General features: G+C 62.4%; 11 protein-coding genes. 7 read left to right on the top strand and 4 right to left on the bottom strand.

Features of this window, described 5'->3' with window-relative positions; all coding sequences use genetic code 11:
• Nucleotides 1-270 precede the first annotated feature (270 nt).
• From ltrA to ACT7DK_RS15805, 3 genes are all read left to right on the top strand, one after another.
• Complete coding sequence (gene ltrA / locus ACT7DK_RS15815; RefSeq protein WP_445400814.1) at nucleotides 271-1,947, top strand: group II intron reverse transcriptase/maturase; 1,677 nt, start codon at nucleotides 271-273, stop codon at nucleotides 1,945-1,947.
• 335 nt (nucleotides 1,948-2,282) lie between these two features.
• Nucleotides 2,283-2,780 (top strand): molybdopterin-binding protein, encoded by a 498-nt coding sequence (locus tag ACT7DK_RS15810; protein WP_445400812.1) that lies wholly within the window; start codon nucleotides 2,283-2,285, stop codon nucleotides 2,778-2,780.
• Complete coding sequence (locus tag ACT7DK_RS15805; RefSeq protein ID WP_445400810.1) at nucleotides 2,777-4,708, top strand: EAL domain-containing protein; 1,932 nt, start codon at nucleotides 2,777-2,779, stop codon at nucleotides 4,706-4,708. Before ACT7DK_RS15810 ends, ACT7DK_RS15805 begins: the two co-directional genes overlap by 4 nt.
• Nucleotides 4,709-4,727: 19 nt before the next feature.
• Here the strand turns inward: ACT7DK_RS15805 and ACT7DK_RS15800 are convergent, their stop codons facing one another.
• Both ACT7DK_RS15800 and epmB read right to left on the bottom strand, forming a co-directional pair.
• The gene (locus tag ACT7DK_RS15800) at nucleotides 4,728-5,036 is read right to left on the bottom strand and encodes a hypothetical protein (protein ID WP_445400808.1); all 309 of its coding nucleotides are present in this window, start codon (nucleotides 5,034-5,036) and stop codon (nucleotides 4,728-4,730) included.
• 9 nt (nucleotides 5,037-5,045) lie between these two features.
• Nucleotides 5,046-6,065 carry an EF-P beta-lysylation protein EpmB gene (epmB, locus tag ACT7DK_RS15795; protein WP_445400806.1) on the bottom strand — a complete coding sequence of 340 codons (1,020 nt, stop codon included), beginning with the start codon at nucleotides 6,063-6,065 and terminating at the stop codon, nucleotides 5,046-5,048.
• Nucleotides 6,066-6,107: 42 nt separating this feature from the next.
• Here epmB and efp point away from each other — a divergent pair, with 42 nt between their 5' ends.
• The gene (gene efp / locus ACT7DK_RS15790; RefSeq protein WP_094040262.1) at nucleotides 6,108-6,674 is read left to right on the top strand and encodes an elongation factor P; all 567 of its coding nucleotides are present in this window, start codon (nucleotides 6,108-6,110) and stop codon (nucleotides 6,672-6,674) included.
• A 47-nt stretch (nucleotides 6,675-6,721) separates the two neighbouring features.
• On the opposite strand, the gene ACT7DK_RS15785 is transcribed toward efp, so the two are convergent.
• On the bottom strand, nucleotides 6,722-7,765 hold the full coding sequence (locus tag ACT7DK_RS15785) for a GMP reductase (protein ID WP_445400804.1): 1,044 nt from the start codon (nucleotides 7,763-7,765) through the stop codon (nucleotides 6,722-6,724).
• Between the two features lie 313 nt (nucleotides 7,766-8,078).
• On the opposite strand from ACT7DK_RS15785, the gene ACT7DK_RS15780 reads away from it, so the two are divergent.
• The 3 genes from ACT7DK_RS15780 (at nucleotide 8,079) to epmA (ending at nucleotide 11,102) form a co-directional block, all read left to right on the top strand.
• Nucleotides 8,079-9,584: a hypothetical protein gene (locus ACT7DK_RS15780; RefSeq protein WP_445400802.1), complete on the top strand. Its 1,506-nt coding sequence runs from the start codon at nucleotides 8,079-8,081 to the stop codon at nucleotides 9,582-9,584.
• Between the two features lie 92 nt (nucleotides 9,585-9,676).
• A complete protein-coding gene (locus tag ACT7DK_RS15775) occupies nucleotides 9,677-10,075 on the top strand; it encodes a VOC family protein (RefSeq protein WP_445400800.1) in 399 nt (132 codons plus the stop codon).
• 52 nt (nucleotides 10,076-10,127) lie between these two features.
• The gene (epmA, locus tag ACT7DK_RS15770) at nucleotides 10,128-11,102 is read left to right on the top strand and encodes an elongation factor P--(R)-beta-lysine ligase (RefSeq protein WP_445400798.1); all 975 of its coding nucleotides are present in this window, start codon (nucleotides 10,128-10,130) and stop codon (nucleotides 11,100-11,102) included.
• 1 nt (nucleotide 11,103) lies between these two features.
• Here epmA and ACT7DK_RS15765 read toward each other — a convergent pair whose 3' ends face one another.
• Complete coding sequence (locus ACT7DK_RS15765) at nucleotides 11,104-11,595, bottom strand: DUF4136 domain-containing protein (protein WP_445400796.1); 492 nt, start codon at nucleotides 11,593-11,595, stop codon at nucleotides 11,104-11,106.
• Nucleotides 11,596-11,657 lie beyond the last annotated feature (62 nt).

Below are 11,657 nucleotides of genomic sequence, written 5' to 3'. Positions count from 1 at the left end.
TTTGGGAGGTCGGAAAAAGCGAAGGCCGTTCTGTAATGGAGCGGATAGGGGGTTAAAGGTTCCTCCACCGGAAACGGGAGCCCACGTCCGACAGGTCTTTAATCGTGTGAAGGCGTGTAAAGCGCCCACAGTGACATGAAAGGTGGCGAAGCGGCCTAGAACCGACTTCGCCTGAACCCTTGCGGGAGCAGATTTCACTCCCGCAAGGGATTGATCCATCTGTTTCTCGCTCGGGGCTTTCATAAACAAAGCACTGAGGAGAATAGCAAGATGAGTACTGAAGTTCATGTACCTGCATTTTCCCACCCGGCTGAAAGCTGGCACACCATTGACTGGTATGCCGTGCACAGACAGGTGAGGGGGCTACAGGTACGAATCGCGAAGGCGACAAAAGAGCAGCGCTGGCGCAGGGTGAAAGTCCTGCAACGGATGCTGACTCGCTCGTTTGCGGCCAAGGCATTGGCCGTCAGGCGAGTCACCGAAAACCGGGGCAAGAAAACGCCCGGTGTTGATGGCGAGTTGTGGAGTACGCCCGAGGCAAAGTGGAAGGCCATCGGCCGGTTGGTCAGGACTGGGTATCGTCCGAAACCGCTGCGTCGAATCTATATTCCCAAAGCGAATGGCAAACGCCGGCCGCTGGGAATACCGACCATGCTGGACCGGGCCATGCAGGCGCTATATCTGCTGGCTCTGGAACCGGTGTCGGAAACGACGGCCGACCGCAACAGCTATGGCTTCCGACCGATGCGTTCAACGGCGGACGCGATTGAGCAATTGTTCGTCAATCTCAGTCGTGGCAATTCCGCGCAGTGGGTGCTGGAAGGAGACATCAAGGGCTGCTTTGACAACATCAGTCATGACTGGTTGCTTGCCAACATACCGTTGGACAAACAGGTACTCGGGAAATGGCTGAAAGCGGGCTTTATGGAGTCCAACCGTCTGTATCCGACCGAGGCAGGAACCCCGCAAGGGGGGATCATCTCGCCGGTGTTGGCCAACATGGCGCTGGATGGACTGGAGGCGGTGCTCGAATCCCGGTTCGGGAAGAAGAACACCAAGGCCAGTTACAAGACCAAGGTCAACTACGTGCGCTATGCGGACGACTTCGTGATCACCGGTATCTCGCAAGAGCTGCTGGAAAGCGAGGTCAAGCCTCTGGTCGAAGCCTTTATGGCGGAGCGGGGGTTAACGCTGTCACCGGAAAAAACGGTGATCACGCATATCACGGACGGGTTCGATTTTCTGGGGCAGAATCTGCGCAAGTATCACGGCAAGCTGTTAATCAAGCCGAGCAAGAAGAACTTGCGCGCTCACCTACAGAAGTTCAGACACATCGTCAGAGGCAACCTGACGGCTGAACAGGGCAACCTGATACGTCAGCTCAACCCGGTACTCCGGGGCTGGGCCAACTATCACCGCCATGTGGTCGCCAAGGAAACCTTCGGCTATGTGGACTACCGAGTCTGGAAACTGCTCTGGCGCTGGTGCCGTCGCAGGCACAAAAACCGCTACAAACGCTGGGTGATAGGCAGGTACCTTCACACGGTGGGCGGGCAGCGCTGGGTGTTCCAGAGTGTTGATGCCGAGGGCAGGCCGGTACGGCTGTTCAAAAGCAAAGACATTCCGATCAAGCGGCACATCAAGATCAAGGCGGAGGCCAATCCCTATGATCGCGACTTCGAGCTGTACTTCGAACAGCGGCTGGTCAAGCGCTGGAAGGAGAACAAGTTTACGCTCGACAAGGTTCGCAGGATTTGGGAGCGCCAAAGCTACCGATGTCTCGTCTGCAAGCAGCTGTTCAAGGATAAGGATGACTGGGATATCCATCATGTTATCCGGAAAACAGACGGTGGCGGGGACAACATCGGGAACCTGGTGATGTTGCATATCAACTGTCATATGCAACTGCATCATGGCAAAGGTGACAAGTCGCTGGCTCCTGTCTGAACAGGGGCTTATAAAGGCTTGAGCCGTATGCGGGGAAACTCGCACGTACGGTTCTTAGGGGGCGGCGGTGCAGTAATGCGCTGCTGCTACCCGACACGCCTGACCCTCTGTCATCGAAAGCGACCGGGCCCCTGTGGCCCGGTTTTTATTTCCGGTACCGGGAAATATCGGTTTCTTGTCTCCAGAGCCAAATTACACTTCAGATTGACAAGTAGATTTGGGTATTATGTTTCCTTGTCTTTTTTGGGTCCTTTTGAGTCTTTATGGCTCTGGTACGGACCCGCCCTGCGGTAGCGCCGCAGTGGCCAGTCCCCTGGGCTTAGGGAGGAGCGGTAATGAAACTCATAGGCTTGGTACTGATGCTGTTGATGTCCTGGCAAGGGAAGGCGGCGGAGCCGGTGGTGCTGACCATCGTCGGTAATATCCAGCTCGACGGACAGCAGCATGAACGGCTGGATTATACCCTGAGCGAGCTGCAGGCCCTGCCTCAGGCCGATATCACCACCGTCCATCCCTGGGTGCAGGAGCCGCGTACCTACCGGGGACCGGATCTGGTACTGCTGCTGGAGAGGCTGTTCGCACATGTCAGGGTCAGTACCCTCTACCTGGAAGCGCTCAACGGGTTCAGCGTCGCCGTCGACTGGCAGAAAGTGGCGCCCTTTTATCCCATCCTGGCCTGGCAAGAGAACGACAAGGCGATGAGCCGGCGGGACAAGGGCCCCCTGTGGCTGATGCTGCCCTTCGACCAGGTGCCCGAGCTGCAGCAGGCGGACTTTCTGCACTTCATGGCCTGGCAATTGCGGCAGATCCGCGTACACACAGAGCCCAGGTGAGTCATCCCTTGCTGCCCTACGTCGGCGCTGAGACCGAATACGGCCGGGTTCACCCCTTCAAGGTGGCCGCCGCCCTGCTGCTGCTGGTCGCCATGCTCAGCTTCGCCGGCGGCGCCACCCACACCCTGATCGGCATTCGCCAGCACAATACCCTGCTGGAGCAACGCACCTACGAGGTACCCTGGTCGCTGATGCAGCTGCAGCTGGAAATGGGCCGTTTTCTGGACGCCGTGCGCCTGCTGCATGCCGGCGCCATCCGCCGTGACGAACTGATGCTGCGTTACGACCTGCTCTGGAGCCGTACGCCGGTGCTGCTCAGCAGCCAGTTCAAAGACACCCTCAGCGAGCGGCCCGATCTGTGGCTGCTGATCCAGCAGATAGAGTCCCGGGTGCGAGGATTGGAGCAGCAGGTGCAGGCCCTGGCTCCCGGCGCGCCCGACTACCAGTCGATCCTGGCAGAGCTGAGCCCCTACCTGGAGCCCCTGTCCCGCACCGTCACTGCCACCATGCACGGCAATGTGCGTTTCTACGCCGAATATGACCAGGCCTACCGGCTGATGGGGAAGCGACTCTATATCCAGATCGTCGGCCTCTTTATCACCGCCACCCTGTTGTTGTTACTGCTGCTGCGGGAGCTGTGGCGGTACCGGGCCCAGCAATTGCGGGACCCGCTGACCGGTTTGCCCAACCGTTTCGCCCTGCAGCGGCGAATGGCACCCATGATCGAGCAGGGCACCCCCTTCAGCGTGACCGTGCTGGAGCTGGAAGACTTTACCCAGCACCACCACCGATTCGGCTTCGAAGTGGCCGATCGTCTGCTGCAGGCGTTCAGCCAGCGCCTGCAGCAGAGTTTGCAGCCTCATGAGTTTATCGCCCAGTTCGGGCGGGAAGGGGTGGTGGTGCTGGCCCGGGGCGTGGTGGAGCTGGAAGAGGTCAGGGCCCAGCTGTCCCGTTTCCGTCAGGTATTGATGGATAGAGAGTCAATTGATGCTCATGACTTCTACATGGTGCCGGTGATCGGCGTGGTGCTCTATCCGGCGGATGGGGATAACCTGGTAGAGCTGCTGGCACGCGGCGAACTGGCGCTGGAGTTGTGCAAGCGGGACCGGTTGCCCTATGTGATCTTCGATCCTTCCCTGCTGAAGGAAATGTCGCGCCGGCAACGGCTGGCACGGGATCTGCCGGCGGCCCTGGAGAGCAACAGCCTGGGGCCCAGCTTCCAGCCGCTGGCCGAGCTCCGCAGCGGAGACTGCCTCGGCCTGCAAACCCTGCTGCATTGGCACCACCCGGGCTTCGGCATGATATCGTCCGCCGAATTGCTGCGGGTCACCGAACAATTCCAGCTGTCGGAGCGGGTGTTCCTGTGGGCGCTGAAAAATGCCTGCGGCCATCTGCGGCGCTGGCAGGAACTGGACGAGCCGCACCTCTTCGTCAGCCTGAGTGTCCCTCCCTCCCTGTTTGGGGCCGGTCTGGAACGGCGTATCCTGCCGGTGCTGGAGCAGCATGGTCTGGAGGCCGACAGCCTGGTGCTGGATCTCGATGAAAACATGGTAATGAAGGATCCTTTTGAGGCCCTTTCTGTCATGGAGGCGCTACATGCGGCCGGTATTCGCATGACCCTGGCCGACTTCGGCAGCGGCTGCTCGTCCTGGGGCTCCCTGTCGCGGATGCCGGTCAGCTGGCTCAAGCTGGATCCGACCTTCTGCAGCGGCATAGAGCGGCCGGGCGAGGCCCGCCAGCAGCTGGAAATCCTGTTTGGTCTGGGACGGTTGTTGCAACGCCCCTTGATTTGCTGCGGCGTGGATCAGGAGGCGGAGCTCAGGGTGCTCCGCGGCATGGAAGGGGAATTGCTGGTGCAGGGCGACTGGGTCGGGGCGCCGCTGGCGGCGGTCGAGGTTCCGGGCTGGCTCAAGCGTCGCCAGCCCTGAGGGCCGGCGACGCCTCTTCTCAGGACAGACGGAGGAACTGTCCCAGGGTATCGGCCAGCACATGGATCTTGTGCACCATGCGTCCCAGCAGCGCCTGGTATTCTTCGTCCGCACTCATCTCCAGCAGCTCCAGCTCTTCCGCCAGCTCCGCCACATAGGGCATGAAGTGGTCCGCATGGGTGGTGAACTGGCTGTCTTCGCGCAGTACGGCGCTGAACTTGGCCTGGCCGCGGGTGCGCAGCTCGGCCAGTTTCTTGTCGGCGTCGATGGCCTGGTGGTAGAGCTCTTTGAGGGTGTCGTGCAGCTTGGCGGTGACGGAGTCGTGCATCGGGGTTCCTTAACAGGGTTCAAGACCGAGATCTAACGGGGTTTTGCTGGTTTCGCCGCCGACTTCCCGCACCAGCCGGGGCACCAGGAAGCCGGGCAGCCGGGCCAGCAGCTGGGCCATGAGTGCCCTGGCCCGCTCGTCGCCGACCGCGAAGTGGGCCGCGCCCTGTACCCTGTCGAGCTGGTGCAGGTAATAGGGCAGGACGCCGGCCTCGAACAGCCGTTCCGAAAGCGCCTCGAGGCGGTCGGCATCGTCGTTGACCCCGGCCAGCAGCACGCTCTGGTTGAGCAGGGTAATGCCGGCCCGGCGCCAGTCCTGCAGGGCGTCGGCCAGGATGTCGTCCACCTCGTTGGCGTGGTTGACGTGCAGTACCAGCACCGCCTGCAGCCGGCTGCGGGCGAGACGGGCTTTAAGGGATTCGGTCAGGCGGGCCGGGATCACCACCGGCAGCCGGCTGTGAATGCGCAGCCGCCGCAAGTGGGGGATGGCCTCCAGGGCGTCGAGCAGGGTGGCGAGCTGCTCGTCCTTGGCCATCAGCGGATCGCCGCCGGAGAGGATCACCTCGTTGATGCCGGGATCGGCGGCGACATAGTCCAGCGCCTCGCGCCAGCCTTCCCGCCCCGGGCTGTTATCGGCATAGGGAAAATGGCGGCGAAAGCAGTAGCGGCAATTGATCGCGCAGCCGCCACGCAGCACCAGCAGCACCCGGGAGCGATACTTGTGCAGCAGGCCGGGCAGGGCGCTATCGTGCTCGTCGAGCGGATCGGCGACGAAGCCGGGCACCTCGGCGAACTCCTCGCCCAGGGGCAACACCTGGCGCAGCAGGGGATCCCGGGGATCGCCCGGGCGCATCTTGTCGGCGAAGGGGCGGGGGACGCGCATCGGGAACAGCCGGCGGGCCGGAAAGCCGGCTTGCCAGGGCTCCGGGTCTATCCCCAGGTAATCGAGCAGCTGTTCGGGCGAGGTAAAGGCCCGGGCAAGTTCTTTTTGCCAGTTAATATGTAAATCGCCCCCGTTTAGGGGTATCATTGCCGGCATTTTCTGCAACTCTGTCAAATTCACGAGGGTAAAATGGCCTCTTATAGTACCAACGAATTCCGCTCCGGCCTAAAGATTATGCTGGACGGCGAGCCTTGCGCCATTATCGAGAACGAATTCGTCAAGCCCGGCAAGGGCCAGGCCTTCAACCGCGTTAAAATCCGCCGCCTGCTGAACGGCAAGGTGCTGGAAAAGACCTTCAAGTCCGGCGACAGCGTGGAAGCGGCCGACGTCATGGACATGGAGCTGGCCTATCTGTACAACGACGGCGAGTTCTACCACTTCATGAACAACGACACCTTCGAGCAGCTGGCCGCCGACGACAAGGCGGTGGGTGATGCCAAGCTGTGGCTGAAGGAGCAGGACGTCTGCATCCTGACCCTGTGGAACGGCTCCCCCATCTCCGTGACCCCGCCCAACTTCGTGGAGCTGGAAGTGGTGGAAACCGATCCGGGCCTGAAGGGCGACACCGCCGGCACCGGCGGCAAGCCCGCCACCCTGAGCACCGGCGCCGTGGTGCGGGTGCCCCTGTTCATCCAGATCGGCGAAGTGCTGAAGGTCGACACCCGCTCCGGCGAGTACGTGTCCCGGGTGAAGTAAGCTTTGTTCCCGATGTAAAAACGGCGCCCCGGGGGCGCCGTTTTTGTTTATTCCTTGCCGTAGACGTTGTTTTCCTGCTCCCGCACCCGGATAAAGGTGGTGCGCTTGGTCAGCTCCTTCAGCCGCTGGGCGCCCACATAGGTGCAGGTGGAGCGCACGCCGCCGAGGATGTCCTGCACCGTCTCCTCCACCGGCCCGCGGTAGGGCAGTTCCACCGTTTTGCCTTCCGCCGCCCGGTACTTGGCCACGCCGCCGGCGTGCTTTTCCATGGCGCTGGAAGAACTCATGCCGTAGAACGTCATGAAGGCCCGGCCGTCCCGCTCGATGATCTCGCCGCCGCACTCCTCGTGGGCCGCCAGCATGCCGCCCAGCATCACGAAGTCGGCGCCGCCGCCGAAGGCCTTGGCCACGTCGCCCGGGCAGGTGCAGCCGCCGTCGCCGATGATCTGGCCACCCAGGCCGTGGGCGGCGTCGGCGCACTCGATGATGGCCGACAGCTGGGGATAACCGACCCCGGTCTTGACCCGGGTGGTGCACACCGAACCCGGCCCTATGCCCACCTTGACGATGTCGGCGCCGGAGAGGATCAGCTCCTCCACCATTTCACCGGTGACCACGTTGCCGGCGATGATGGTGTGGCCCGGGCACTGGCTGCGCACCCGGCTGACGAAGGAGGTGAAGTGCTCGCTGTAACCGTTGGCCACGTCGATGCAGATAAAGCCGAGCTCGCCGGACAGGGCCAGGATCTGCTGCAGCTTCTCGAAGTCCTTGTCGGAGGTGCCGGTGGAGACGATGACGTGCCTGAGCAGATCGGCGCCGGTCTCCGCCACGAAGGCCCGCCACTCGTCGACCGAGTAATGCTTGTGGACCGCCGTCAGCATATCGTGGCGGGCCAGGGCCCGGGCCATGGCGAAGGTGCCGACGGTATCCATGTTGGCGGCGATGACCGGCACCCCGGACCAGCGCCGACCCGAATGCTTAAAGGTGAATTCCCGGTTCAGTTCGACCTGGGAACGGCTGTTGAGGGTGGAGCGCTTGGGGCGAAACAGCACATCCCTAAAGCCCAGTTTCAAGTCTTCTTCGATACGCATGGTGTAACCTCGATAAGTGACAGGCACAAAAAAACCGGGGGTTTTTTAGGCCCCCGGTTTTCAGCATTCTAGTCCGGGTTATTTTTTTTGCAACTATCCTGACCCAGAATTCAACAATTAATTTCATTTGAAGATTAATGTTCCACTCCCGTTCTTGACCCGAAAAACTGACTTTTTGGTACAAAATGGCTTTGCCGACACCGTTTTTTTCCTATAATCAGCCACTTCCAGCCGTCCTCCAGAAGACGGCATCCACACACGCAATCGTTTGCCCGGCGTCACCCGACGTTCATCATTAAAGGAGAAACCAGCAGTGGCCGAGCCCCGCTTCCATTATCCCTGGTACAAGAAAGAAGACACCGACGCCTTTTTCGCCCTGTTCCAGAACAATGTCGCCAACTTCGTGATCATCACCATCACCATGCTGGGCATGGGCTTCCCCCGGGAGCTGGTGTTCGGGCAGGTGATACCGGGCGCCGCCATCGCCGTACTGGTGGGCAATTTCTATTATGCCTACACCGCCAACCGCCTGGCCCACCGCGAGCGGCGCACCGATGTGACCGCCCTGTCCTATGGCATCAGTACGCCGGTGATGTTCGTGTTCCTGTTCGGGGTGCTGCTGCCGGCCAAGACCATGACCGGGGATCCTGTTCTGGCCTGGAAGATCGCGGTGGGCGCCTGCTTCCTCAGCGGCCTGCTGGAGGTGCTGGTCAGCCTGGTGGGCCGCTGGGTGCAGCGCAACCTGCCCCGGGCGGCCATGCTGGGGGCGGTGGCCGGGGTGGCCCTGACCTTTATCGCCGGCGAGATGATGTTCAAGACCCTGGAGATGCCGGTGGTCGGCCTGTTCGTGCTGGCGGTGATCATCATCGGCATCGTCGGCCGGGTGGTGCTGCCCTTCCGCATGCCCGCCTCCCTGTTCGCCATCCTGTTCGGTACCCTGCTGGCCTATCTGCTGGGGGAAAGCGACAGCGCCAAGATTGCCGAGGGGCTGTCACACTTCGGCTTCTATCCCGTGCTGCCCAGCATGGCGGCCTTCGACGGCATCGGCTACCTCTTGGGCTCCATGATCGGCATCCTCACCGTGGTGCTGCCCATCACCCTCTACAACGCCATCGAGACCATGAACAACGTGGAGGCGATGGAAGCGGCCGGCGACAAGTACGATGTGCGCGAGTGCCAGGCGGTGGACGGCGTGGGGACCATGATCGGCGCCCTGTTCGGCGGCCTGTTCCCGACCACCGTCTATATCGCCACCGTCGGCGCCAAGTGGATGAAGGCCGGCCGTGGCTACAGCATCCTCAACGGGGTCGTCTACCTGCTGGCGGCCATGTTCGGCCTGATCGCGGTGATCTCGGCGCTGATCCCCGTGGCGGTGGTGGCCCCCATACTGGTGTTCGTGGGCATGTCCATGGTGTCCACCGCCTTCCAGACCAACGCCAGGAAATACTATCCGGCGGTGGCCCTGGCCATGCTGCCCTACTTCGCCAACTACGTGATGACCCGTTTCAACAACGCCGCCGGCGAGGTGGTCAGCCGTATTTCCGACGGCATAGTGCCCCTGGGCCAGGGCGCCATGTTCACCGCCATGATGCTGGGTGCCATCACCGTCTGCGTGATCGATGGCGCCTTCAAGCGGGCCATGGCCTTCGCCCTGTGCAGCGCCGGCTTCTCCTTCGTCGGGCTGATGCACGCGCCCAAACTCGGCTTCTATGCGGCGCCGGACTACGTACTGGGCTACCTGGTGATGGCGCTGTTGTTCGCCTGGTACGCTTTTTTCGGCGCAGTGAAGCGGGACGACCCCGTGATGGGCGAAGACTGAGCGGGAATAACGACTCGAGGGCGCTGCGGCGTCCTTTTATTTTGCTCAAAATTACGCCATGCTGTTAGCATCCTGACGGGGAGGCGCTGCTCATGTTCGAGATACTGGGGCTGGATCATCTGGTGCTGCGGGTGCGGCAGCCGGAGCGGATGCTGGATTTCTACTGCCGGGTCCTGGGCTGTACCCTGGAGCGGGAAAAAATCGACATCGGCCTCTACCAGTTGCGCGCCGGTGCCCAACTGATCGATTTGGTGGACATCCGGGGTCCCCTGGGGGGCGACGGGGAAGCGGCGGATCAGTGCAAGGCCAACATGGATCACTTCTGCCTGCGGATCAGTCCCTTCGAGCCCGATGCCCTGCGGCTCTACCTGGAGTGCAACGGGGTGATCTGCGAAGAGCCGCAACTGCGCTACGGGGCCGAGGGCGAGGGGCCTTCGGTCTATGTGTTCGATCCCGAGGGCAACCAGGTCGAGCTGAAAGGGCCCGTCTAGGCTGGCAAGCGCCGCCGTTAGCGGTAAAATGCCCATTTTTGGCACCGAACCCATGACTAGCATCCCCTGGCCGCCCACGGCTTCCCTCGCTTTTCTGCAACAACGGGCCCGATTGCTGGCCGCCATCCGCCGCTTCTTTGCCGAGCGGGAGGTGCTGGAGGTGGATACGCCCACCCTGGCCAGCGCCGGCGTGACCGATGTGCACCTGGACAACTTCGTCACCCGCTTCGTCGGCCCCGGCATGGCCCGGGGACTGGATCTCTACCTGCAGACCTCGCCGGAATTCCATATGAAGCGGTTGCTGGCGGCGGGCAGCGGCCCCATCTACCAGATCTGCAAGGCCTACCGCAACGAGGAATCCGGTCGTCTGCACAATCCCGAGTTCACCATGCTGGAATGGTACCGGCCCGGTTTCGATCACCATGGGTTGATGGACGAAATGGCGGCCCTGCTGCAGCTGGTGCTGGATTGCGGCGTTCCCGAACGACTGAGCTACCGGCAGGCCTTTTTGGCCACCCTGGGGGTCTGCCCGCTGAGCGCTTCCCTCGACGAGCTGCGCCGGGCCGGCCAGGATCTCGGCGCCGACGATCTCATCGCCCGGGAGGAGGACAGGGACACCCTGCTGCAGTTGCTGTTCGCCCTCGGAGTGGAGCCGCGCATCGGCCAAGTGGTGCCCTGTTTCGTCTACCACTTCCCCGCCAGCCAGGCGGCCCTGGCGCGCATCAGCCCGCAAGATCCGCGGGTGGCGGAGCGATTCGAGGTCTATTTCAAGGGCATCGAACTGGCCAACGGTTTTCATGAGCTGAGCGATGCCGCCGAACAGCGGCGCCGTTTCGAGCAGGACAACCGGCTGCGCCGCGGCCGCGGGCTGCCCGAGCGGCCGGTGGACGAATACCTGCTCGCCGCCCTGCAGGCCGGCCTGCCCGACTGCGCCGGGGTCGCCCTGGGGGTGGACCGGCTGATCATGCTGGCGCTGGGGGCTTCGCGGCTGGAGCAGGTGCTCGCCTTTCCGGTCACCCGCGCCTGAGTCAGTCCCGGGGCGGATAGTTGGCCAGCAGCTCTGCCACCTGCTGCTCGATGCGCCGGCTGCGTTCGGCGCCTTTTATGCGCTCGGCGGGAAAAGCGCGCGGATGCTTGCTGCTCCACAGCATCTTTCCGCCGGGCTGCTCCAGCCACAGCTTGAGCTTGAGTTCGCGCACGGCGCCGTAGACCCGCTCCTCGTCGTGCCAGAAGGCGTCGTGACGGCTGAACATGTGGGGCATGGTGGTCAGCAGCCGGGTTTCTTCCAACAACTGATAGTTCAGCCAGAGCGAAGCCTGCTCGGGCTCCACCAGGCGCAGTCCGCGCCCCGGCAGCAAAGCCTGGGCCGAGGCGGTGATGCGGGCGCCGTCCAGCGACTGGCTGTCCGCCGTGGGCGCCAGGGCGACGGTGGTGAAACGGTTGAAATCGGTGCCTTCGGCGTAGTCGTAGGGCGCGGCGCAGCCGCTCAACAGCAGGGCAACAAGCAGTAGGCGTAGCATGGGCGATCTCCGGCCGGGGGATTATTAATTAGACCCGGCCAGGAGGAGAAAAATGCAAGCAG

The organism is Zobellella sp. An-6 (assembly GCF_052487945.1).
Note: the sequence above shows the minus strand (reverse complement) of the source record. Positions and strands in the feature narration are given on the sequence as shown.